General features: G+C 48.2%; 23 protein-coding genes. 13 read left to right on the plus strand and 10 right to left on the minus strand.

All coding sequences use genetic code 11. The features are described from left to right. Positions 1–2 precede the first annotated feature (2 nt). On the minus strand, positions 3–899 hold the full coding sequence (yegS, locus tag VPR01S_RS00395; RefSeq protein WP_021703300.1) for a lipid kinase YegS: 897 nt from the start codon (positions 897–899) through the stop codon (positions 3–5). A gap of 226 nt (positions 900–1,125) precedes the next feature. On the opposite strand from yegS, the gene VPR01S_RS00400 reads away from it, so the two are divergent. Next, a complete protein-coding gene (locus VPR01S_RS00400; RefSeq protein ID WP_021703301.1) occupies positions 1,126–1,320 on the plus strand; it encodes a hypothetical protein in 195 nt (64 codons plus the stop codon). A 55-nt stretch (positions 1,321–1,375) separates the two neighbouring features. Here VPR01S_RS00400 and VPR01S_RS00405 read toward each other — a convergent pair whose 3' ends face one another. From VPR01S_RS00405 to VPR01S_RS00415, 3 genes are all read right to left on the minus strand, one after another. Continuing rightward, on the minus strand, positions 1,376–1,855 hold the full coding sequence (locus VPR01S_RS00405) for a GNAT family N-acetyltransferase (protein WP_021703302.1): 480 nt from the start codon (positions 1,853–1,855) through the stop codon (positions 1,376–1,378). Between the two features lie 76 nt (positions 1,856–1,931). Further along, positions 1,932–3,959, minus strand: coding sequence for a sensor histidine kinase (locus tag VPR01S_RS00410; RefSeq protein ID WP_021703303.1), 2,028 nt, complete (start codon positions 3,957–3,959; stop codon positions 1,932–1,934). Continuing rightward, on the minus strand, positions 3,949–5,385 hold the full coding sequence (locus VPR01S_RS00415; protein WP_156008604.1) for a sigma-54-dependent transcriptional regulator: 1,437 nt from the start codon (positions 5,383–5,385) through the stop codon (positions 3,949–3,951). The genes VPR01S_RS00410 and VPR01S_RS00415 overlap by 11 nt, the downstream gene beginning before the upstream one ends. A 223-nt stretch (positions 5,386–5,608) precedes the next feature. On the opposite strand from VPR01S_RS00415, the gene VPR01S_RS00420 reads away from it, so the two are divergent. The 6 genes from VPR01S_RS00420 to VPR01S_RS00445 are packed head-to-tail and all read left to right on the plus strand — an operon-like array spanning position 5,609 to position 10,513. Continuing rightward, positions 5,609–6,424: an ABC transporter substrate-binding protein gene (locus VPR01S_RS00420; protein ID WP_021703305.1), complete on the plus strand. Its 816-nt coding sequence runs from the start codon at positions 5,609–5,611 to the stop codon at positions 6,422–6,424. A 6-nt stretch (positions 6,425–6,430) separates the two neighbouring features. After that, on the plus strand, positions 6,431–7,129 hold the full coding sequence (locus VPR01S_RS00425; RefSeq protein WP_021703306.1) for an ABC transporter permease: 699 nt from the start codon (positions 6,431–6,433) through the stop codon (positions 7,127–7,129). 8 nt (positions 7,130–7,137) lie between these two features. Then, complete coding sequence (locus VPR01S_RS00430) at positions 7,138–7,854, plus strand: energy-coupling factor ABC transporter ATP-binding protein (protein WP_021703307.1); 717 nt, start codon at positions 7,138–7,140, stop codon at positions 7,852–7,854. Then, positions 7,832–8,419, plus strand: coding sequence for a molybdenum cofactor guanylyltransferase MobA (gene mobA, locus VPR01S_RS00435; RefSeq protein WP_021703308.1), 588 nt, complete (start codon positions 7,832–7,834; stop codon positions 8,417–8,419). The genes VPR01S_RS00430 and mobA overlap by 23 nt, the downstream gene beginning before the upstream one ends. Continuing rightward, entirely contained in the window at positions 8,416–10,188 is a 1,773-nt protein-coding gene (locus VPR01S_RS00440) for a bifunctional molybdopterin-guanine dinucleotide biosynthesis adaptor protein MobB/molybdopterin molybdotransferase MoeA (RefSeq protein ID WP_021703309.1), read from the plus strand. The genes mobA and VPR01S_RS00440 overlap by 4 nt, the downstream gene beginning before the upstream one ends. 55 nt (positions 10,189–10,243) lie before the next feature. Beyond that, complete coding sequence (locus VPR01S_RS00445) at positions 10,244–10,513, plus strand: DUF2960 family protein (RefSeq protein WP_021703310.1); 270 nt, start codon at positions 10,244–10,246, stop codon at positions 10,511–10,513. 62 nt (positions 10,514–10,575) lie between these two features. On the opposite strand, the gene nagK is transcribed toward VPR01S_RS00445, so the two are convergent. Together nagK and VPR01S_RS00455 are read right to left on the minus strand one after the other, a co-directional pair. Next, complete coding sequence (nagK, locus tag VPR01S_RS00450) at positions 10,576–11,484, minus strand: N-acetylglucosamine kinase (protein ID WP_021703311.1); 909 nt, start codon at positions 11,482–11,484, stop codon at positions 10,576–10,578. 178 nt (positions 11,485–11,662) lie between these two features. Next, the gene (locus VPR01S_RS00455) at positions 11,663–12,385 is read right to left on the minus strand and encodes a tRNA-uridine aminocarboxypropyltransferase (protein ID WP_021703312.1); all 723 of its coding nucleotides are present in this window, start codon (positions 12,383–12,385) and stop codon (positions 11,663–11,665) included. A gap of 73 nt (positions 12,386–12,458) precedes the next feature. Between VPR01S_RS00455 and VPR01S_RS00460 the strand changes: the two genes are divergently transcribed. Further along, on the plus strand, positions 12,459–13,250 hold the full coding sequence (locus VPR01S_RS00460; protein WP_021703313.1) for a sterol desaturase family protein: 792 nt from the start codon (positions 12,459–12,461) through the stop codon (positions 13,248–13,250). A 10-nt stretch (positions 13,251–13,260) separates the two neighbouring features. Here VPR01S_RS00460 and VPR01S_RS00465 read toward each other — a convergent pair whose 3' ends face one another. Continuing rightward, on the minus strand, positions 13,261–15,291 hold the full coding sequence (locus VPR01S_RS00465) for a methyl-accepting chemotaxis protein (RefSeq protein WP_021703314.1): 2,031 nt from the start codon (positions 15,289–15,291) through the stop codon (positions 13,261–13,263). 111 nt (positions 15,292–15,402) lie between these two features. On the opposite strand from VPR01S_RS00465, the gene VPR01S_RS00470 reads away from it, so the two are divergent. Then, positions 15,403–15,939, plus strand: a complete 537-nt coding sequence (locus VPR01S_RS00470; protein WP_021703315.1) for an NlpC/P60 family protein — start codon at positions 15,403–15,405, stop codon at positions 15,937–15,939. On the opposite strand, the gene VPR01S_RS00475 is transcribed toward VPR01S_RS00470, so the two are convergent. After that, positions 15,936–16,280 (minus strand): DUF3802 family protein, encoded by a 345-nt coding sequence (locus VPR01S_RS00475; protein WP_021703316.1) that lies wholly within the window; start codon positions 16,278–16,280, stop codon positions 15,936–15,938. The genes VPR01S_RS00470 and VPR01S_RS00475 overlap by 4 nt on opposite strands. A gap of 317 nt (positions 16,281–16,597) precedes the next feature. Between VPR01S_RS00475 and VPR01S_RS00480 the strand changes: the two genes are divergently transcribed. Both VPR01S_RS00480 and VPR01S_RS00485 read left to right on the plus strand, forming a co-directional pair. After that, on the plus strand, positions 16,598–17,467 hold the full coding sequence (locus VPR01S_RS00480) for a fructosamine kinase family protein (protein ID WP_021703317.1): 870 nt from the start codon (positions 16,598–16,600) through the stop codon (positions 17,465–17,467). 160 nt (positions 17,468–17,627) lie between these two features. Next, complete coding sequence (locus VPR01S_RS00485; protein WP_021703318.1) at positions 17,628–17,831, plus strand: CPXCG motif-containing cysteine-rich protein; 204 nt, start codon at positions 17,628–17,630, stop codon at positions 17,829–17,831. Positions 17,832–17,887: 56 nt separating this feature from the next. On the opposite strand, the gene VPR01S_RS00490 is transcribed toward VPR01S_RS00485, so the two are convergent. Beyond that, positions 17,888–18,499 carry a riboflavin synthase gene (locus VPR01S_RS00490; RefSeq protein WP_021703319.1) on the minus strand — a complete coding sequence of 204 codons (612 nt, stop codon included), beginning with the start codon at positions 18,497–18,499 and terminating at the stop codon, positions 17,888–17,890. A 180-nt stretch (positions 18,500–18,679) separates the two neighbouring features. Here VPR01S_RS00490 and VPR01S_RS00495 point away from each other — a divergent pair, with 180 nt between their 5' ends. After that, complete coding sequence (locus VPR01S_RS00495; protein WP_021703320.1) at positions 18,680–20,050, plus strand: MATE family efflux transporter; 1,371 nt, start codon at positions 18,680–18,682, stop codon at positions 20,048–20,050. Positions 20,051–20,131: 81 nt separating this feature from the next. Beyond that, complete coding sequence (locus VPR01S_RS00500) at positions 20,132–21,124, plus strand: DUF3080 domain-containing protein (RefSeq protein ID WP_021703321.1); 993 nt, start codon at positions 20,132–20,134, stop codon at positions 21,122–21,124. Here the strand turns inward: VPR01S_RS00500 and VPR01S_RS00505 are convergent. Continuing rightward, a complete protein-coding gene (locus VPR01S_RS00505; RefSeq protein ID WP_021703322.1) occupies positions 21,118–21,969 on the minus strand; it encodes a DNA ligase in 852 nt (283 codons plus the stop codon). The genes VPR01S_RS00500 and VPR01S_RS00505 overlap by 7 nt on opposite strands. Positions 21,970–21,998 lie beyond the last annotated feature (29 nt).

The following is a 21,998-nucleotide window of genomic DNA, read 5'->3' on the forward strand; positions in this document are numbered from 1 at the left end:
GCTTATCTCAGGCAAGGGCTGTCATCCGGTAAGACCATCGCCAGCGCCTGGTGCTGGACTTCAAAACGAATTTTCTGAGAATGATAAGGTTCACCATCCAGGTTGAGTGGCAGCTTTTTCGGAAAATCGATTTCCAGCCAGTTGGTTTTCAAGTGGACCACAAACTCACCGTTTTCCTTAGGATTTTTGATCTCTTCGATCACCTGAGGTAAATCGTGTGGCAAGAATGGCCGAACTACGGTGACGTCCATATCGCCATCGTTTATTAGCGCGGAAGGAGCCATCTCTTGTCCACCGCCAGCCAGACGGCTGTTGCAAAACGCCCCGACCAGAATGTCACCAGTCCAGCTTCCCTTGCTTACGGATAAAGTGCCTTCATATGGACGAAACCCCAGAGCTTTTACTATACCAGTCAGCGTATAGGCGCCACCGCCGAGGAAGTTTTTTAATTCAATCGGAGTTTCCGCGGTTATCTCGGCCCCAAACCCAGCTGCCGCGACATTGATAAAACAGCGATCATTGGCTTTCACGTAATCTATCTGATGGGTTTGCCCATGGATCGCCAGTTCAAGCGCAGCGGCTATGGTGGTGGGAATGCGATTCGCAGTAGCAAAGTCATTGGCTGTCCCCATAGGGATCACCGCCAGCTCTGGTCGTTGCTCTTGAGCAAGCGTGTCTAACGCATTCACCGCTTCGTTTAGCGACCCATCCCCGCCCGCGACCAATATTCGTTCAATTCCGTCCTGACTGGCTTCTTCAACCAAACGGAGCATATCGGCCGATTCCCAGGTAACACGAACCTCTAAGGGCGTCCCCTGTTCGCGAATCGCGAAAATAGCCTCTCTTAGCGCCGGTTCGCCAGCTTTCTTGCCATTTAGAATAGCTCTGAAACGTTTCATCATGACTCCTGTCTACTTGCCTATCGGTTCATATTACACCAAATATTCTGTCATTAAGGTTAGTAAGTCGTCAGGTTTCCTCTGGCACTTCTTTTGGCCAATTGTCAGTGCGCTGTAAAAACGTGAGCCCGGACGAAACCTGATGACATGACGAAACCTAAACATGGATAGTCGCGCCAAATGAACTAGGGTTACATTACGTGTTCGTAAAAACAAGGAGACCCAAATGGCGGCAATCAGACAGGAAATCCCACATCGAGTGACGGTTTACCATGATAGCGATGAGCAGGAAAAAGAGCTGAAAAATGCGATGCTTCCTGAAAAGCCACGTTACTTTAATGGTCACCCGACTTATCGGGGAGAGAACTTAGAGGAGTTCAAAGACCGGCTGGATGCGTTAGGTATGTCTGTAGATATGTGATTCACGGCAGAGAGTTGTAACGGAGTGCCAAGGCACTCCGTTTTTGTTTGGGAGGTTAACTCAGCGTTTTACTCATTAGCAACAGATCCCACCAACGGCCATTTAAGTAACGCGTCCCACGTTCAAGAGCGTAAGTTTCAAACCCAAGTGAGCGATAACAATGTAGTGCGGTTTCATTGTGTGTAAAGACCGCCAAAGATGCATTCAAACAGTTATACTGCTCTCGGGCTTTATCCATGACCAGAGTCAGCATGCTCGAACTGTACCCTTGCCCACGTTTGTCTGGTGAAACGAATACCCGGCAAATCCGGCAACTTTGTGCTTGTAAAATAAACAGTTCGACAAATCCAACGGGTTCACCTTTATCCATCAGCACATAGGGTTGCACGTTCTTCTGGGCGCAATGTTGCCGAATCTGTTTGTGAGTCAACGGAAAACGGTAACATGGCCCGCCCCATAAGAAATTCAGCTCAGCATTATCTATCCAATTTATGAGCAACGGATAGTGCTGCTCCTCAAATGCGATAAGCTCCATTCAACCTCTCCCGTACAAACACCTCTCATAACTATATGAAAGTCAATGTTATAGCAAGACCTCCGAGAGGATCTGCTTATAGGTTGGTTACGTTGAGATAGGTTTCGGCTTTCTTTGGCAGATAAATACTGAAACACGCCCCTTGGGCAGGTTCAGACGTGACTCTGATTTCTCCGCCTGTTTGGCTTAACAGACTTTGAGAGACAGACAGGCCCAGCCCTGTTCCGTCGCGTTTGGTGGTGTAAAATGGATCAAACACTCGCTTGAGGTGCTGTGGCCTGATACCACATCCTTCATCTTTTACATGAATGATCGCGCCGCACACCTCTTCGTTTTCAATCCAGTCTTCACTAATAATTGTCAGACACCCTTCGCCTTTCATGGCGTGAATGGCGTTCATTTGCAAATTGACCATCACTTGCAATAGGTGATGACGGTTCACTTCAACCGGGGAATGGGCGTCCAGATGAGTTTCAAACTGAATATCGCGTTTCTTCGCACCAGTTTTTACCAACGTAATGCTCTCATCAATGATCGGATTCACGTGTTGCCAGGTGACTTCGTCCTGCACGCCGCCCTGACGGCTATACTGTAACAAGCTGCGTGTAATGTTACGAATACGGTCAATTTGAACCATGATGGCTCCAATTTCTTCGTCAACCCTTGCCGCTTCGGGGCCCAGTTCAAATTTTATCAGTTCCACGTTACCCAGGATTACGGCTGTCGGGTTGTTGATCTCATGAGCAATGCCTGCGGTCAGTTCCCCCAGTGCTGCCAACTTTTCGCTGACCACTAGTTTATCTCGGGTTTGATGGAGCAACTTGATGTGCAGCTCCAACTGTTCGGTTTTCTCCGACAAGCTGGCTGTCCGTTCCGCCACCTTATGCTCCAACTGCTTCGCGGCACTTTTGACTTCTTCTCTACGAGCATTGAGAGAGTCCAGCATGTGGTCAAACTGGCGTGCGAGCTGGGCAAGTTCATGTTCTTTATCCAATCCCAGCTCACCAATACGTTGATGCTTGCCCATCTGAACCAGCTTCACCACTCGGTGAATACGTTCAATCGGTGCGAACAAATCTCGTGATCCCCGATAAACAGCGAACCCCGAAACAAGCAATAACACCAGTGTCACAGTGCCAATCTCAAAGATGTTCGTGACGTAGGCCTCTAAGAAAGGCCACATCAGATAGCCGGTATACAACATGCCGATGACATTATTGTACTGATCCCTGATTGGTTGATAGGCCGTGATGTACCAGGCATCGTATACATACGCCAGATTGACCCACTCTTTCCCGTGCGTGAGGACGACGCGTCGGACTTCTTTTGAGACTCGGGTACCAATCGCGCGGCCAATACGATCATCGCTGTCGAGCGGCACATTAGTACTGACTCGCAAATCATCTAAAAACAGTGTTAACGTGCCGACCGGACGTAGTGAGTTTTCTTTGTCGGGGTAGATCAGATCACGAATCTGGTCGACCAACACGGTGCTGTTGTTCAGCAACAGCCCTCCGTCCAGAAAGCCGATAAGATCATTATGCAGGTTATAAACAGGTATCACCGTCCGACTGATCAGACCGCGGCCTTCGATACGCTGAGTCTTAAGGATCGCGATTTGCGCCCGGCTGGCTAAGTTGGGGTCAAGCTCACTGAGCTCTTTTTGCGTCAGGACATCAAAGAATGACGCTTTGCGCGTCAAATCCAGGAAGCGGAATTTTTTATCTATGGTGTCCACAGTATGAAAACGCAGAAAATCCAACCCATAACGATTTTTCTGTTGTTGCACCCATGCGGTAAGCTCAGCGGGATCGGAGAGCTGATTAACGTGATTACGAAACGAATATGACTCAGCAAAAGCCCTCACAAAATTGGCCTGTTTTTGCTGCAACAGTGTGATGCTGTTGCTGGCAACGCCAAGGCGTTCGGATACGTCAATCAACGCACTTTTCCAGGTGTAGTGAATTGACCAATAAACACTGATGGCAATTAAAGCGATCAGCGTAAAGACGATGGGCGCTGAGGTAAGGATCAGCAGGCGGTAGCGCACCATGGTTTTGAACCGGTAACGCCACTTGGCCAGCCACCCATGCTCAGCCGACATAGGAACTTCCTTCCGCTTCCCACTCTTTGAACTTACGCTCCAGCGTTTTACGAGCTACGCCTAATCGTCTGGCGGCAGCAGACTTATTGCCATCATGGGCATCGACAACTTGCTGAATATGGGCTTTTTCTACCTCTTTGAGAGACCAGTCGTCAGGGTACCCTTCTCCCTGATGCACTTGCTCTTCTTGCAGGTTGAGTAACTCTGCACCACTCGACACTGTCATGGAAACGTGTTTCGCGGCCTGTACGTCACGCCATTGGTGCGCTGGCGGTTTGCCCAGCAGAATACAGCGTTCAATCTGGTTTTTCAGTTCACGGATGTTACCCGGCCAGTCGTATTCGTTCAGCGCCAGAATATCTTCATGAGCCCATTTTGGTTTAGGTATGCCCAACTCCGTCGCCAGCATGTGGGTAAAGTATGGCACCAGTTCCGCCAGATCGGTCTTGCGCTTTCTCAGTGGTGCCACTTCTATGCGCAGCACATTTAAACGGTAATAGAGGTCGGATCGAAAATGCCCGTTCTTTACTTCCTCCTGCAGATTACGGTTGGTCGCTGCCACGACTCTCACATCCACGGCCAGCTCTTTTTCTGTACCAATCGGCCGAATGGTGCGTTGCTCCAGTACACGCAGCAAAGCCGATTGCATTGACAATGGCATTTCACCAATCTCATCAAGAAATAACGTTCCTCCATTTGCGACGCGAAACAGGCCCTCACGGCTTTTCTTGGCCCCCGTAAACGCGCCTGAGGCGTGGCCAAACAGCTCACTTTCCAGCAGATCGGGGGCAATTGCCCCACAGTTGACAGGCACAAACGGCCCTTTTCGGCCGCTGGCTTCATGGACACCACGCGCGACCAGTTCTTTCCCGGTGCCGGATTCTCCTTCAATCAATACGCTGGCTCTGGAAGGGGCAAATTGTGTAATCAACTGTTTGAGCAGACGGGTTTTTTCCGATTGACCAACGATCTCCGTTCTGATGTGGCGCTGCATGTCTTGGTTGAGCGCGTATTGCATTCGCTGTTGAACACGTTTGTCCATGCAGCGCTTAACCGCGGAAAGCATTTGATCCAGGTTAAACGGTTTCAGGATGAAGTCCGACGCACCGAGCTTGAGCGCCGAAATTGTGGTTTCCAGATCTGCGTAGCCGGTCATAAAGATAACGTCGGCGGGTTTGTCTTTGTCATGAAACGCTTCTTCCCACTCAATACCTGACCGCCCCGGTAAATTGATGTCCAGAACAATCAAATCGTAATGATTGGCTTGTCTGAGTTGCTCAGCTGCTTCCACACATCCGGCGCAATCCACGCTGGCAAACCATTTTCCCAACGCTTTTTTCAAAATAGCCTGCATTCCCGGTTCATCATCAACAACCAGAACGGAAAAGGCGCTGTACAGTGAAGAGTGGTTAGATTCCAGTGACATAGACAAAAGATCTCAGTTCATTTGAATGGGACAGAGTGTACCAACTTTTCTTAATGTCAAAATAGTAAACATGCGACATTTTGTCCCAGCTCAACATTTATGTTCATTAAATCACTGAAATTGGTGACCTAATGGGCCAAACTAAGTGTTGAGAAGTTGGCACCCTACTTGCTGTATCGACGCTGACAACCCGTTAATACTCACGTTGAGGGAACACACAACAATGAAAAACATTACGCTTTTGGCGACCACTCTTCTGGCCGTTACCAGTTATTCTGTGTCTGCCGCGCAAGATACGTCACACATTCGCCTCGCTACGACCACCAGTACCTATCATTCAGGTTTGCTTGATTACTTGCTGCCTCAATTTGAAAAAGACACAGGTTACAAAGTCGATGTCATCGCAGCCGGCACGGGCAAATCGCTCAAAATGGGTGAAAACGGTGATGTGGATTTGGTGATGACCCACGCGCCGAAAGCGGAGGCCAACTTTGTTGAAAAAGGCTACGGCGTGATGCCTCGCAAACTGATGTACAACGATTTCGTGATCGTCGGACCAAAAAACGACCCCGCGCATATTGCGGAGCAAAACAATGTTTTGGACGTTTTCAAGAACATTGCGACGTCTGACGTAACCTTCATTTCTCGCGGCGATGACTCGGGCACAGACAAAAAAGAGAAAAATCTCTGGTCACAAACCCGAATGGAACCTAACTTTGGTGGCTATAAAGCCGTTGGACAAGGTATGGGTCCTACGCTGAACATGGCGTCGGAACTGCAGGGATACACCATGTCGGATCGCGGTACCTGGCTGGCCTATCAGAACAAACTGGATTTGAAGATCCTGTTCCAGGGCGACAAAAAACTGTTCAACCCATATCAAGTTATTCTGGTTAACCCTGAGCGCTATCCAAGCATCAATTATCAAGGTGCGAAAGTGTTCAGTGACTGGCTGGTTAACCCAAAAGGTCAGCAGTTGATCAACGAATTCCGCCTCAATGGAAAACAGCTGTTTGTCGCTAACGCTAACGAGAAGTAACTCTTGATGAGTTTGTGGCAAACGACACAGGAAGCCGTCGGGCTTTTACTGAGTCTGGATAAGGCATTGTGGGAGATTGTTGCGGTCTCTTTTTCGGTGTCTTTGTCCGCTATATCGCTGGTGCTGCTGCCAGCGATTCTGCTTTCCTTTGTCCTTGCATATACAGAGTTCAAAGGAAAGTGGTTTTTGTTGTCGATAATCAACACCATGCAGGCCATTCCCACCGTCGTAATTGGCTTATTGTTGTATATGATGCTCTCCCGCTCTGGGCCGCTGGGCAATTGGGAAATGCTATTCACTCAAAAAGCGATGATTTTCGGCCAAATGCTGGTTTGTTTCCCAGTGTTGGTTTCTATGATGCATGGCGCACTTCAATCCAGTGACCGACGGGCCATAGAAACAGCCATCACGCTGGGTGTTTCGACGAGTCGCATAGCAGCAACTATGATTTGGGAAACACGTTTTCCTCTGATGGCAGCAACGATTGCGGGTTTTTCTCGCATTGTCACTGAAGTGGGCTGCTCCATGATGGTCGGTGGCAATATTATGAGCGTGACCCGAAATATCCCGACCGCCATTGCACTGGAAAGCAGTAAAGGCGCTTTTGCTCAGGGCGTGGCACTTGGAATTGTGCTGCTCACCCTCGCTTTGGTGCTTAACTTTTTGCTCAGTAGTATGCGTGGCAAAGGTTATTTGAGAACGTAAGGGGTCGTATGACGATAAAAATAACTGCAACTCAGCTCTCGATGCGATTTAAAGAGCGAGTGTTGTTCCACATACCTGAACTGTCGATCGGTCCCAATGATGCCATTTATCTCAAAGGCGATAATGGGGTGGGTAAAACTACCCTATTGAAGATTTTGTCTGGCTTGCTAAAGCCGACGACAGGCGCTATTCATGCCCCGGCTGACAGCTGGTTAGCCAAATTGACCCGCCGCGCTGGTCGAAAAGATGTCACGTACCTGCACCAGTCCCCTTATCTTTTTGATGGCAGCGTATATCAAAATGTCGTTTATGGTATTCGCTTTCAAAAAGAATCCGAAAAAGATAAGCGAGCTCAAGTCATCACTGCATTGCGCATGGTAGGGTTGGAAACACTCGCCGACGAACATATTTCGGTATTGTCCGGAGGAGAAAAGCAACGTGTGGCGATGGCCAGAGCCTGGATTCTCAAGCCGTCTATCCTATTGATGGACGAACCAAGTGCATCGCTGGATCAAGAGTCGATTGAGCGTCTCGTGATCATGGCGAAAGACATGCTGTCGCGCGGAGCAAGTTTGGTGATCACCAGTCATCAGGCGAATGCCCTGACCGAGATCTGCAAAAAGCAGTGGTGGATCAAGGACAATACTCTGGTAGAGTCACCGTTGTTACACATTATTCAAGATTCAGTACAAGAGAATTCTTATGCTAATTCCAACGCAAACTAGTTGGGTGATTTTGGCTGGCGGACAGGCCAGTCGTATGGGTGGTAAAGACAAAGGACTGATTGAACTTAATGGAGTACCGCTGGTTCAGCATGTGCTGAACAAACTCGTATCGCAAACATCTCGTATCATCATCAATGCGAACCGCAATATTAGCAGTTACGCAGAGCTCGCCCCCGTTGTCAGTGACACGTTTCCGGACTACCCCGGGCCATTAGGCGGCATCCATGCCGGGCTGCAATTCGCGAATACAGACTGGGTTGGTTTTGTCCCCTGTGACAGTCCTTTTGTTTGCGATGATCTCGTCGAACGCTTCTGCCGTGCAGTGAAAACCGATACCGATATCGTTGTGGCACATGATGGTGAACATCAGCAACCCGTATTCACTCTATTTCATAATCGCGTACTGCCAAAACTGACCGCTTTCCTGCAACGCGGCGATCGCAAAATCATTCTTCTTTATCAGGAGTGTCATACTGAATATGCAGATTTCAGCGATGCTCAGGATTGCTTTATCAATCTCAATACACCGGAAGAACTGGCTCAATTTGGAACTTTGCAATCATGACTATGACACTCCCTTCGATTCCACTACTTGGTTTTGCCGCCTACTCCGGCACTGGCAAAACGACCCTATTGGAAGCGCTGTTACCCAAGTTGACTGATGCCGGACTTCGTCTCGGTGTTTTAAAGCATGCCCATCATAACTTCGACGTCGATAAACCGGGAAAAGACAGCTACCGGCTGCGTAAGGCCGGTGCTTCTCAAATGCTGATTGCATCGCGACATCGTTATGCACTGATGACCGAAACCCCGGACGCTGAAGCTGAGTTCAGTTATTTGCTCAGTCGTTTTGATGTTAACAGCCTGGATCTCATTCTGGTCGAAGGGTGCAAGAACATCGCGTTTCCAAAAATCGAACTGCACCGTGACGCGGTAGGCAAACCCTGGCTTTATCCCAATGATGACAACATTATTGCTATCGCAACTGACTCAAGCGTAGATTCCGCCCTGCCTCAATTGGCCATTAATGATTTGGATGGCATTGCCGCGTTTGTACTCAACTATGCCAACGGGTCAGTCCGGCAATCAAAGTCACAAGTCGCAACCTGTGATACCCTTTCGTCCGCATTTCTTTCGGTCGCACAAGGTCAGGAGCAGATCCTAACTCAGGTCATAGCTATTGATTTGGTCGAAAAGGTCGCACTTGAACACGCCTATAGCCGCGTATTGGCTGAGGACATTCATTCGCCAATCAATGTGCCGCGATACACCAACTCGGCTATGGATGGATTTGCGATTCGATCTCAAGACATTGGTCTCGACCGCTATCAGGTAGTGGCTGAAGTGATGGCTGGCTATGCCTACGACAAGCCATTGTTAGCTGGCCAGGCGGTAAAAATCATGACAGGTGCTCCGACACCAGAAATGGCGGATACCGTGGTCATGCGTGAAGCTGCCACCATTAATGGTGACACTGTCACGCTATCGACTTATCAAATCAAGCCTGGACAGAACGTTCGTCTGGCTGGCGAAGATCTGTCTTATGGACAAACGGTCTTTTCCGCTGGCACACGAATCAGTTCACCTGAAATGGGGATGTTGGCTTCGCTTGGGTTAAGCCACTGTCCTGTTAAGCGCCGTTTACGAGTGGGTGTTTTTTCTACCGGTGACGAAGTTCAGGCTCCCGGCGAGACGCTGGATGAAAATACCATTTACGATTCCAACCGTTATACCTTAATCGGACTTCTGACCAACCTGAACTGTGACACCGTCGACTATGGCATTTTACCAGATGATCAGCAGGCGATGACCGACGCGCTTCAACGCGCATCACAAGAAACCGACCTGGTGCTCACATCGGGTGGTGTTTCGGTCGGTGACGCCGACTATATTAAGCTGGCGCTGAAAACATTGGGCCACATCGACTTCTGGCGCATTAACATGCGCCCGGGCCGGCCTCTGGCGTTCGGGCATCTGTCTCAAGTACCATTTTTCGGCCTGCCAGGTAATCCGGTTGCTGTTATGGTGTCATTCATTAACTTTGTTGAACCGGCGATTCGTAAAATGCAGGGCGAAGTGGACTGGCAACCTTTGAAAATGCCAGCCATCGCCATAGAGTCGCTGCGTTCACGACAAGGACGAACAGAATTTACGCGCGGAGTTTACGAACTGAGTGCGCAGGGCCAGTTACAGGTTCGAACCACAGGTAAGCAAGGGTCCGGAATTTTGCGTTCAATGAGCGAAGCCAATTGCCTGATTGAGATTGATCCGGCCATTGATACAGTAAAACCTGGAGAAAGCGTGACAATCATTCCGCTTCAAGGCAGAATCTAGCGCAAATGACATTCTAAGGTCGGCTCCGCTGGCCTTTTCTTTTTAAGTGAACACTATGGCACGTACAATTATTTATACTTACCAGGACGAAGAGAAAACCCTGACTTTCTCTTATCAGCAACACCGTAATATCCACGAAGCGGTGGCTGAAGCCGAAGGGATCGATCTGACTGACTTTCTAAAAATGGAGCTGCAGGTTGAAGCGGTTTCCGATACCAAAGCCGTTCGCAACTATCGTGACAACCATTTCCGCAAGCTTGGCTTCGGAAAAATTGCATTGCTGCCAAAAGAAAACTTCGGTGTGGGTAAAAAACCAAAAACGTAGCCGCGCCTCTGGAGAAACAGAAAGGGCTTGCATCACGCAAGCCCTTTTCGTAACTGGCAAAGTTACTTAATATTGAGGAATGCCGCTCCGCGCACACCACCGGAATCTCCGTGTTTGGCTTTGATGATTTTTGGACACTTGGCAACCGACAATAAGTACTTCGGTACACGCTTAGGCATCTCTTCGTAAATCAGTTCGAAATTAGATAACCCGCCGCCCAAAACCACCACATGCGGATCGTTGGCGGTAAAGATATTGGCAAAGCAAATCGCCAGTAACTCCATAAAGCGTTCTACATGCTCGACGGCATTAGCTTCACCTTGTTGATAAGAGTGAATAATATCGATGGCTTTTTTGGGTTGAGCAAAATAGTGCTCATAGATCAATTCAAAGCCGCGACCAGACAAATAGCTGTCTAGGCATCCTTTTTTTCCACAGCCACACCCTAACAAAGGCGCGTTGTCTCCCAGATGAAACCACGCATCAATTGGCAGGCGCATGTGGCCCAACTCACCGGCGACGTGATTGCGACCCGAAAATACTTTTCCTTCATACACCAGACCACCACCAAACCCAGTGCCCAGGATCAAACCCATTACGGATGGTTCGTCCTTCAACTCTTCGTCCCAGGCTTCAGATAAAGCAAAACAGTTGGCGTCATTCTCAATTTTGACGCTGCGGCCGATTCTGGCTTCCAGATCAGCACGCAAAGGTTTACCTTTGGCCGCTGGCACATTGACGGTCAGTACGGTGGCGTCATCCGCGTCTTCCATACCGGGTAATCCGAGGCCAATTTTCCCTTCACAACCAAACTGCTGATCGTATTTTTCGACCAGACCCGCAATCGTTTCGACCAATAAGTCGTAGTCTGCTGTCGGCGTCGCAACACGTTCCGTTGCCACACGCTCGAGTTTTTCATTAAACGCACCAAATTCAATTTTGGTACCACCGACGTCAAAGCCGTAATACATGCAGGTTCTCTCCGTAAATATATCAAGCCCAAATCCGGGGCAAAAAACAAATAATTAGTGCATTATCCATATAGCTACGCCTACAATCCGTGACCAGAGGCAGATTTACGTCCGCCCCGGAGCTGATTGCACAAGGAGCCATCAACAAAACTGTCACTTTTAGAGTGACTTCGCGCTTTTATTTATGCTCAAGAAAACGTTTCAGCGCTGGCTTCGATAGATCATGCTTGAATCGTGTCTTACTCAGTAGGTAACTTTCGCGAAATGCTTCGAACCACAAACTGAGCGTTTTGGCAGTAGCCTGCTCCCCTATCTGCTCAAGGACCATGGACGCGACCTCCACTGTTGAGAGGTGCGTGTCATTGTCAGAACGCCGCATCATGTATTGAGACACAACGTCCGGTGTGACCGACAACACTGGCAGACCATTCAGGTAAGGTGACTTGCGGAACATTCTTCTGGCCTCCCGCCAGCTGCCATCCAGCAGAATGAGTAGCGGTGTTTTGCTCGGTACAAGGTACGCTTCAGCGTCAATGAGCAGACGCGACTGATCTTCTACGTAGCTGTCAGGAAAAATCACCACCGGTTGATAGCGTTCATTTTGCAGTAACTGAATGATTTCTGAGTCCGGCTCGGTCCTATTCCATTGATAGACGTATGTTTCTTTAACCGTATCCGCAATCAAACGACCGGTATTGCTTGGTTTAAACACCTCGTTATCAGAAACGAGCAACAGTACCGCAACTCCTGATTCAACATCGGGTTGGTGGGCACATAAACAGTGCTGGAGCGACACCTGACAATACTGGCATCGTTCTACTTTGGCCCCCCTAGCATTGAACGGTTTCGTGGAGAGCGACAGACGATGTTGAAAGAGGCGGTGGAAAGCGTGAATTCTCATTAATGTTAAGTTTATGCTGTTTTATGGGCGGCATTGTACTTAGAGTAAATACAGATTCAAACAGGAACCTATTATGAATAACCCGGAATGGATTCGACTGAGCTTTTTTCTGTCCGTGCTGGTGATATGTGCCCTTTGGGAATGGGCAGCACCGCGAAAAGTACTCACGCAGCGTAAAAGCACTCGCTGGCTGAACAATCTAGGCATTGTCGGACTGAACAGTTTGTGCCTTGCCCTGCTCATGCCTGTGTTGGCTGTTGAAACCGCGATCCTCGCTCAGGGTTCTGAAATCGGCTTATTCAACCATGTTGCATTACCAATCGGAGTAGAACTGGTTTTATCGGTTCTGTTGCTTGATCTGGCTATCTATGCTCAGCACATATTATTCCACCGCGTTCCTTTGTTGTGGCGTTTACACCGTATGCACCACGCGGATCAGGATATTGACGTCACCACGGGATCGCGCTTTCATCCAATAGAAATTCTGTTGTCGATGGGCATCAAAATCGCACTGGTTATTTTATTAGGACTTGACCCTCTCAGCGTGGTGGTTTTTGAAATCATCCTCAATGCCAGCGCGATGTTTAATCACAGCAATGGCTGGATGCCACTGAAATGGGATACTGGATTACGCAAACTCGTAGTCACACCAGACATGCACCGCGTTCATCATTCTGTGATTGAGCGAGAAACGCATTCTAATTTCGGTTTTTTTCTGTCAGTTTGGGATCGTCTGTTCGGTACGTACCGCAGTCAGCCCGAACAAGGCCATCAAGGTGTGACAATCGGTTTGCCGCTGTTTCGTTCCGAGCGTGAACAATGGCTGGATAAAATGCTCACCCAGCCGTTTCGTAACCACGAATAATAACAGGCCGCTACAGTTCATATTTGTGCAGCATGGCTTGTTGGTGCCCTGCAATATCGGCCACCTGTTCCGAGCTTTCGACCATGGCTTCAAGTTGTCGCTTGGTCTCCTGGCCTTGATCCGACACGCGAGTGATTGACTGGCTGACATCAGCGGTTGCCCGCTCCTGCTCTTCGGTCGCCACGGTAATCTGCTCCACACGTTGGCGGATGTGATCAACGGCTTGTTGAATGTCTTCAAAGGCCGTTTTGACCGCTTCACTTGATTCAAGTGCGTGGGCCATTTCTTGCCTTGATTCCGTCACGGCGTCTCGAGACTGTTGCGCCGCTGCAACCAGCTCACCCATGCGTTCGCGAATATTGGCCGTTTGCATCGAGGTATCACTGGCCAATTTTCTCACTTCATCGGCAACAACGGCGAACCCTCTTCCCTGCTCCCCTGCGCGAGCGGCTTCAATCGCAGCATTCAAAGCGAGTAAATTGGTATTTTCTGCAATCCCCGAAATCATATCGACCATCTCGCGGATCTGTTTGACCCGGTTATCCAGCTCAACCATAGATGTTTCATTCTGATTCATGGATGTTTCGAGCGACTGCAGACGCTGGCGGTTCTGCTCAACCACTTTTACACCGCGCGCGGAATGTTGGGCTGCCGTTTGCGACTCAGCGTAAGATTCGCTGGTCACTGACGCAATTTCTCTGATTGAGGCTTCGAGCTGAGTAATGGTGGTCACCATACTGGATAACGATTCGTTCTGTTGTGTCAGGCTCTGATTGGACTGTTCTGCGGCGTTGTGGCTCAGTTCTGCAGTCTGGTATAAGGTCTCACAGTTGCTGGTTACGGTGATCAGTGATTCACGAGTCGACGAAATCACCTTATTGAGTTTCATCGCGACATCTTTTAGCTCTTTGGGGCCTTGCGCGGCAACTTCTCCCATAAAATCGTGATCAACTAAATGCCCTAAATGGCGGACAATGTGACGTAGCCCTCGGTTAATCCAGTTTCGTAGCGTAAACCAGGAGCCCAGAATCAGCATAACCAGTGCAACGCCACTTATCACGACAGTATTCAACACGCTGTTCATCGTACTGTGAACCACATTTTCACTCTCGGCGATCAACGTTTGCGCGGTGGCGGAAATGGCGTTTAACAAATCCACTGTTTTGCTGGCCACCTCTGCCGCTTCTTTAATTTCCTGTTGTTGGATTTCGGCTTGTTGGAGCTTAGACAGGATTTGTTTCAACACACCGTTTTCTTCAAACCCTGACTTCACCATGTCATAAGGTGCTGTCAGACTGGCAAACTCAGTGACATCGGGGTGCCACTCATTGAAGTCGTCATAAGCGAGATTAATACCGGCGATGCGGTTACGCATCTCTTTGTATTCTTGCTCAGCATTGTGCAACTTGGTCTGCACCATCATCATTAAGAAGGTGCTCTCCATTGAGCTGGCGCTGGCAATAAAACGATTAGCTGCATCGGCGGACTCAGGGTTGTCCACCGCCAGGAACGAACTAATGCGGTTCATCTCTGGGCCAATAGAACTCAGGCCATAACGAAATGATACTGTCTGTTCGTCAATGATCTGTTGTTTGTCCAGCAAAGCACGTTGTGTGGAGAGAATAGACGACGATAAGGATTGCAATCGAGAGATATAACTCTGCAGCGATTGCTTTTGCTCATCGGTAATGGCGTCACTGAAATTGTCGGCAATAGTAAAGACATTGCTTACCAATTGTTGAGTCTCAGAGGCCAATGTATTGATGTTATTGGTCATTGATGTGAGTTCATCAGCACTCTGAGCCCTGGAGCCGTAGCTTAATTGCTTGACCTGCTCTAAGATGTTTTGAGTCAGGCGGGCGTTATTCATCGCAAGCGGTAAGGCTTGCTCTGATAAATTTTCAAACTGCTGACCAAGGCGTTCAACGCCTCTGGAGCTCATTACTGACATAGTGATCACCAGCAATGCAGTCGAGACGAAGATGGCGCTGATCGCTTGGATCAACGACACAGACCATCTCTCGGAATGTAAAGTAGTCATGGGCGCACTTAAAAGTTAAGGTTTTTTAATACAAAAGTTTAGGCACGCCAAATGGTAAAATTTAAATATGACAAATAGATTTCATTCAAGGACTAGATGCTAATACTATCAATGTATAAACGTACGATTTTCTTCATTTTATTCTCTGCGGCAGGGATACTTTCAGGCTGTTCTTCGAGCGACTCGGTGGATCGAGCCAGCGCACTTCCTCAGGATCAAGTTAATACGGTGACGCCTTATCGTCAGCAGATTCAGGCCAATCAGGCTCTGCGTCAGTCTTTTATGAAGGTATTTCAACGTTGGAAAGGGGCGCCCTACCGTTTGGGGGGAGAAACTAAAAGCGGTGTAGATTGTTCGGCTTTTGTGCAAATTGCCTACCGGGATGCTAATAATCTCAGCTTACCGCGCACCACCTGGTCTCAAGCAAAATACGGTAAAGAGATTGAGTATGATAATGCCCGAACTGGCGATTTGGTTTTTTTCAGAACATCACGAACAACGCGTCATGTCGGTGTTTATCTGGGCAACAAGCAATTCATGCATGCATCGACGTCAAAAGGAGTGATTATATCCAGATTGGACAACCCGTATTGGGCCTCTAAGTTTTGGCATTTCAGGCGGGTAAATACCCCGCCCCTTAGCAATTAATCGTACGTCGCAACAGCGGTATCGAACAGGTTTTTTACCAGTGCAATGTACTCATCCAGAAACTCTATTTGGCGGTTCGTTGCCGGACGAGACCATACTCCCGCCAATACCTCACCGAGATCCTCGACCACAGAATCCGCCTCTTTCAGTAATTTGAAGCGCACGCTAGAGTGCAACTCTGGGTTTTGCTCGAAAATGGCCATAATATTGCTGGCAACCATATCGGTTACGACATCTTCGACGCTCTCTTGACCGGTATCACTATTGTCGTTGGTAAAGATATCCAGATTCATTGCTAAATGCTCAATCAGAGCCAAGTAGCCATCGGTTTCTACAACCACGTATTCTCTCCGTGTAACTTCAGCCCACAGGCGTTGATTTTCCTAATCTTAAGACATATCAAAGACCTTTAACAACCGTAAGCCGTATGTTTAATAAATAATTTTGCCCTGTATTAAATAATGAGTGATTAACCGGACATTTTCACATCAATTTCTCAGTGAATTTACTCACCCTTCGTGTATCTGACTTGCAACAACTCAGAAAAATTGTCTCATTCCAAAGAATTTTTACGCCAATCTTTGGCTCCGTATTCAGTTTTATCGGCTAAGTTGTTCTAGACTAAAGCTTAATATGGGCAACTGTTTTCGGAGTTTGTATGTGGCAAGCCATTTCCCAACAGCTTTCTGACACTCTGATGTTCGACTTTCAGATATCAGAAAGAGAGAAGTTAGACGGCGGAGACATCAATCAGTGCTACATGATCAGTGACGGACAAGAACGCTATTTCGTCAAAGTGAATGCAAAAGAAGCCCTGGCGAAATTCGAAGCCGAAGCCGAAAACATCCGCATCATGAGAGAAAGCAATACGGTTTTTCTCCCAGAGCTAGTGCTTTATGGCGCTTGCAAAGACAGCTCATTCATCATCCTCAATTTCCTCGCCACCAAACCTCTCGAAGACAGCACCCTTAGCTATGAATTTGGCCAGCAACTGGCCAGGTTACACCAATGGGGTGAGCAAAAAGAGTATGGTTTTGATTGTGATAACTACATCGGTTCAACGCTCCAGCCCAATAAGTGGGATAAAAAATGGTGTCGTTTTTTTGCAGAGCAGCGTATCGGCTGGCAACTGCAACTCGTTAAAGAAAAAGGCGTTGTGTTGGTTGACGACATCGAAGAATTCACCCAACTGGTTCAAAATCGATTAGCCAGTCACTCGCCCCGCCCCAGCTTGCTCCACGGTGACTTGTGGAATGGCAACGTCGCCAACTCGGCTTTCGGCCCAATATGCTACGATCCCGCCACATATTGGGGGGATCGGGAATGCGACATCGCCATGACAGAGCTGTTTAACGGCTTCCAGCCCGAGTTTTACCAGGGATACGAAAGCGTCTGGCCACTCGAAATTGGTTATGAGGCACGTAAAAACATCTACAACCTGTACCACATCCTTAACCACTACAATCAGTTCGGTGGCCATTACCTGGACGAAGCAGAAAAGATGATCAACGACATCCTCAGCTATTAAAGGGCGACTGAATATTCACAAAGTTTATTGATATTTAAAGAAATTAAGAATAGGCAACGAGATTTTCCGGCGCGAATCAAACTTTGTACTTAATTCATGACCATAACTAACTATCGACATTATGATTTAAATATCTCATCAAGGAAGTAAGGAGAGAGATATGCGGAATTATACAGAGCGCACGGTTCGTTGCCCCCACTGTGGTCACTCGATTGGCATTACTCTGGATGCCTCAAATGGCAGTCAGGATTTTTACGACGACTGTCCTGCATGCTGCAATGCTATTCATCTGAGTATGACGGTTAATGAAGTAACAGACAGTGTCGATTTATATGTCGATGCCGATGACGAACAAATTTTCTGATATCTCATAAGAGAATTAAAAAAAGCGCCTTTAGGCGCTTTTTTCACATACGACGATCAGTCGAGCCGACTTGCTAGCACTCGTTCCACCGTATCGACTATCGCCTGAGTCTGTGGATCGACTTCAACGTTGATGCAGTCCCCAGCCTGACGTCGGCCAAACAGTGTTCGTTCCATAGTTTCCGGGATCAAATGAACGTTAAAGCGATTTTCGACAACGTCCCCGATGGTGAGTGAGCAACCATCTAAGCCGATAAAGCCTTTCGGCAGAACATACTTGATGAACTCTGGCGCAATTTCAAACCACACCGTACGATTGTTCTCGGAATCAATCACCTCGGTGATGGTGGCGGTCAGTGCAATATGGCCTGACATGTGATGTCCGCCTATTTCATCACCAAAACGCGCCGCACGTTCGATATTAACAACATCACCTTCACGTAAGCTGCCCAAGTTGGTCAGTTTCAATGTTTCCTGCATTAGATCAAACGAGACCAAATCACCTTCGATTTTGGTGACGGTCAAACAACAACCGTTGTGTGCAACCGACGCACCGATGGTTAACTCACTATTCAACGCCGATTCCAGACGTACAATGTGAGTTTGGAACAACTCTTTCTTTTCGATGGCGACAACTTCCGCCATCCCCTGAACGATTCCAGTAAACATAACCTGTTTCCCGTTGTTTTTTTCGTGGTGTTCAACGTAACATTTCATTATCATCAGATGACAAATCCAGTCACAGTTCTTTGTAGTAAACGGCGTGTCAATTTTCGTCTACCTTTTGATGCTTCACGCCTTACTTAAGAACCCCATTTCTGATACGCGTCCTTTGCATTGGAGTTCTTTGTGCATCGTTATAAAAAAGAATCAATAAACCTGATTAAGTTGGCTACCCCTGTGCTTATCGCGTCTGTCGCGCAAACCGGTATGGGTTTTGTCGATACCATAATGGCCGGTGGTGTTAGTGCGACAGATATGGCCGCAGTTTCGATCGCGGCCAGTATCTGGTTACCATCGATCTTGTTTGGTGTCGGCCTGCTTATGGCCTTGGTCCCTGTCGTCGCTCAGCTCAACGGCTCTGGTCGCCAGGTAAAAATCCCCTATGAGATTCAGCAAGGTATCGCACTTGCCCTGCTGATTTCAATCCCTATTATTGCGGCGCTTTTCCAGACCCAGTACATCCTCCACTTGATGGATGTGGAAGATCTCATGGCAGCAAAAACCAATGGCTACATGTATGCAGTGATGTACGCCGTGCCACCGTTTTTATTGTTTCAGACGCTACGTAGCTTTACCGACGGCATGTCACTGACTAAACCTGCGATGGTCATCGGTTTTATTGGGTTACTGTTTAACATTCCACTCAACTGGATATTTGTCTACGGCGAATTTGGCGCGCCAGCGTTAGGTGGCGTTGGTTGTGGTGTGGCCACAGCAATTGTCTACTGGCTGATGTTCTTCATGCTGTTGTTTTACGTACTGACGTCCAAACGCGTTGCCCACATTGAACTGTTTAAAGAGTTTCACCGACCTCAACTGAAACCGTTGTTGCGTCTGTTTAAATTGGGCTTTCCGGTTGCCGCCGCCCTATTCTTTGAAGTCACACTGTTTGCTGTGGTTGCCTTACTGGTCGCCCCTCTGGGTCCATTGGTGGTGGCCGCGCACCAGGTGGCGATTAACTTCTCTTCCTTGATCTTTATGTTGCCAATGAGTATCGGAGCTGCGGTCAGCATCCGTGTTGGCCATAAACTGGGTGAAGAAGACGTTGAAGGCGCTGCAATTGCTTCACGTGTCAGCTTGATGGTGGCCTTGTCGACAGCACTGATCACCGCCACTTTGACGATCTTGTTCCGCGAAAACGTTGCCCTGCTTTACACCGACAACACGGCGGTGGTTGCGATGGCGGTGCAGTTGCTGTGGTTTGCTGCTGTATACCAGTGTACAGACGCCATTCAGGTTGTTGCGGCCGGAGCATTACGCGGCTATAAAGACATGGCGGCGATCTTTAACCGTACATTTATCGCTTACTGGGTACTGGGGTTGCCGTCAGGTTATATTTTGGCATTGACCGATTGGGTCACTCAGCCGATGGGCGCAAAAGGCTTCTGGATTGGTTTTATCATCGGTTTGTCGGCTGCCGCTCTAATGCTCAGCGTGCGGTTGTTATGGATGCATAAGCAACCCGACGATACCCAACTGACGTTCGCGTCACGATAATGAAATAAGGTCAGCCTAGCTGACCTTATTTCTAGGAGTTACGTAAACTATGAAAGAATGATAACGATCAGGAGCACCTGCTTGCGCTGGACAATATGGATCATCAGCTTGGTATTACTAGGGTGTGATTACAATCAGCCCCCGATAGAGGCTGATTTACGAGAATACCTCTCGCGTATAGCCAGAGTTCAGGATGAAGACGCTTTTAAGGCGCCTGACCTAAGCTCAACCACCTTGCCCGACAAGCGAGAACTGTTTGTTGAGATTGCGCCGATAAGCATGGGGTTGCTTGACAGTTACGAGCTGAGAAAATGCAATCTTTTTAACCTCATCGCACAACGCAACTCGTTACTCGGTAAGGTTCAAGATCAGTTTCGTAACTATCAGTATCAAGTCGAGTTACTAGATGGTCTTAATCGCTGTTTGAATAATGCTGACATTCCTGCCAGCCTAAAGCAGCAACTGACCACCATTCAACAACAGAAATATCAAGATCTTCCACACCATTTTTTCAACCTGCTATACAGCAGCGACGCCATGCGAAAGCAGCTTAGTGGTAACACTTGGCTCAGCGACGAAATGAGCTGGAATACCGATGTGGTTCGCAATGCCTTACTTACGCTTAATCACATGGGGCAAGTGACCAAATGGCAAGCTGGAGAAGCGCGTAACAACATCATTGACGTTCAAGAATCACTGGAAAAGCTGCCATTGCTCGGCCAGTTGGATTATTCATTGAAAAACGCCACCTTACTTCTTCAAACCGTCACCAATCAGTTACAGCGTCACGATAGCAAAATAATTTGTGGTCAGAATCGTGATACGACCCGATTTCGTTACTTGAGTAACGTGTTCCAAAACTACTATGTCGAAAGAATTCAACCGTATCTGGCTGAATTAGACAGCACATACGGACAGCTTGAACCAAGTTTCACTATGTTTCATCTTGCAACTGATCGCTATGTGTACCCTATAGAAAAGGATCACCAGGCGTTTCGCCGTGTGACATTAGCGCATGTTCAGTACTGGCAGAACCTGTTCAAACGTTGCGGTGTGCGTGTGGGAAATCAGTAGTGCTCCCGCTCACGCAAGAAACGAGCAAATCTCGGCACACCAAGATGAGTGTAACCGTTGTGCCTGAATGTAATGGTGGAGCCTATCTGAGGTGGATGCTTTCTCAATTGGTCACTCAGTCCACTGCCGATGTAGAACTCCGTCCCATCTTGCAACTTGACTCGCAATGAACCAAGCATCCCCTGATATTTACCAGAGCCCGCTTTATAGCCTACGATGACTGCTTCTGTATCCTGGTATTTCTTCAGTTTAAGCAGATCCGAACTGCGCCCGGCCTGATAGTCACCCGTGATTTTACGTAACATCACACCCTCTCCGTCAGAGTCACTGACCTCGTCGAGGTAGTCAAATAAAGACTGCTCTGATGTTATCGGCGAGTGCTCGACGTACTTCACGTGCTCACTATCTATCTGGGTCACCAATGTTTTGAGTGCCGCGTAACGCTTTGGGTAGTTGCCCGATGCCATAGGAAGATCAAATAACATGTAGGTAATTTGTTTCCAGGCAACGTCATTAGGCTCTTTATCCAAAACGGTGTGCTGGACAAGCGCAAACTGACCCCGTCCCGCCCACAACTCTCCTTCAACCGGGTAACCCGGCAAGGAAGACACAAACCATTTTGGCGCATGAATCAGGTTACCCTGTCGTGTTGTCAGGTGTGTGCCATTCCAAATCACACGAATGCCGTCCAGCTTTTCACTTTGCCAATACTGATTGATATCGATATCCGGTTGATACATCTCTGCGTTCACAACTGGAATAGAATACAGTGCTTCCTGAGCGAACGCCTCTGGCGAATGAGTCATCAATAACGCAATTGCGATTGAGGTGAGCTTCAACTCCATGAAAATGCCCTTTTGTTAGAAACTTCAGT

Source organism: Vibrio proteolyticus NBRC 13287, from assembly GCF_000467125.1.
Taxonomy (GTDB): Bacteria; Pseudomonadota; Gammaproteobacteria; order Enterobacterales; family Vibrionaceae; genus Vibrio; species Vibrio proteolyticus.

What these genes read in the sequence shown, in the direction of transcription:
- VPR01S_RS00470 (WP_021703315.1), top strand. Translation starts at nt 15,403, where the DNA reads ATGTATAAACGTACGATTTTCTTCATTTTATTCTCTGCGGCAGGGATA.
- VPR01S_RS00455 (WP_021703312.1), bottom strand. Translation starts at nt 12,385, where the DNA reads ATGAGAATTCACGCTTTCCACCGCCTCTTTCAACATCGTCTGTCGCTC.
- VPR01S_RS00430 (WP_021703307.1), top strand. Translation starts at nt 7,138, where the DNA reads ATGACGATAAAAATAACTGCAACTCAGCTCTCGATGCGATTTAAAGAG.
- mobA (WP_021703308.1), top strand. Translation starts at nt 7,832, where the DNA reads ATGCTAATTCCAACGCAAACTAGTTGGGTGATTTTGGCTGGCGGACAG.
- VPR01S_RS00445 (WP_021703310.1), top strand. Translation starts at nt 10,244, where the DNA reads ATGGCACGTACAATTATTTATACTTACCAGGACGAAGAGAAAACCCTG.
- VPR01S_RS00465 (WP_021703314.1), bottom strand. Translation starts at nt 15,291, where the DNA reads ATGACTACTTTACATTCCGAGAGATGGTCTGTGTCGTTGATCCAAGCG.
- VPR01S_RS00415 (WP_156008604.1), bottom strand. Translation starts at nt 5,385, where the DNA reads ATGTCACTGGAATCTAACCACTCTTCACTGTACAGCGCCTTTTCCGTT.
- VPR01S_RS00410 (WP_021703303.1), bottom strand. Translation starts at nt 3,959, where the DNA reads ATGTCGGCTGAGCATGGGTGGCTGGCCAAGTGGCGTTACCGGTTCAAA.
- VPR01S_RS00490 (WP_021703319.1), bottom strand. Translation starts at nt 18,499, where the DNA reads ATGTTTACTGGAATCGTTCAGGGGATGGCGGAAGTTGTCGCCATCGAA.
- VPR01S_RS00425 (WP_021703306.1), top strand. Translation starts at nt 6,431, where the DNA reads ATGAGTTTGTGGCAAACGACACAGGAAGCCGTCGGGCTTTTACTGAGT.
- nagK (WP_021703311.1), bottom strand. Translation starts at nt 11,484, where the DNA reads ATGTATTACGGCTTTGACGTCGGTGGTACCAAAATTGAATTTGGTGCG.
- VPR01S_RS00440 (WP_021703309.1), top strand. Translation starts at nt 8,416, where the DNA reads ATGACTATGACACTCCCTTCGATTCCACTACTTGGTTTTGCCGCCTAC.
- VPR01S_RS00420 (WP_021703305.1), top strand. Translation starts at nt 5,609, where the DNA reads ATGAAAAACATTACGCTTTTGGCGACCACTCTTCTGGCCGTTACCAGT.
- VPR01S_RS00505 (WP_021703322.1), bottom strand. Translation starts at nt 21,969, where the DNA reads ATGGAGTTGAAGCTCACCTCAATCGCAATTGCGTTATTGATGACTCAT.
- VPR01S_RS00485 (WP_021703318.1), top strand. Translation starts at nt 17,628, where the DNA reads ATGCGGAATTATACAGAGCGCACGGTTCGTTGCCCCCACTGTGGTCAC.
- VPR01S_RS00400 (WP_021703301.1), top strand. Translation starts at nt 1,126, where the DNA reads ATGGCGGCAATCAGACAGGAAATCCCACATCGAGTGACGGTTTACCAT.
- VPR01S_RS00460 (WP_021703313.1), top strand. Translation starts at nt 12,459, where the DNA reads ATGAATAACCCGGAATGGATTCGACTGAGCTTTTTTCTGTCCGTGCTG.
- VPR01S_RS00480 (WP_021703317.1), top strand. Translation starts at nt 16,598, where the DNA reads ATGTGGCAAGCCATTTCCCAACAGCTTTCTGACACTCTGATGTTCGAC.
- VPR01S_RS00405 (WP_021703302.1), bottom strand. Translation starts at nt 1,855, where the DNA reads ATGGAGCTTATCGCATTTGAGGAGCAGCACTATCCGTTGCTCATAAAT.
- yegS (WP_021703300.1), bottom strand. Translation starts at nt 899, where the DNA reads ATGAAACGTTTCAGAGCTATTCTAAATGGCAAGAAAGCTGGCGAACCG.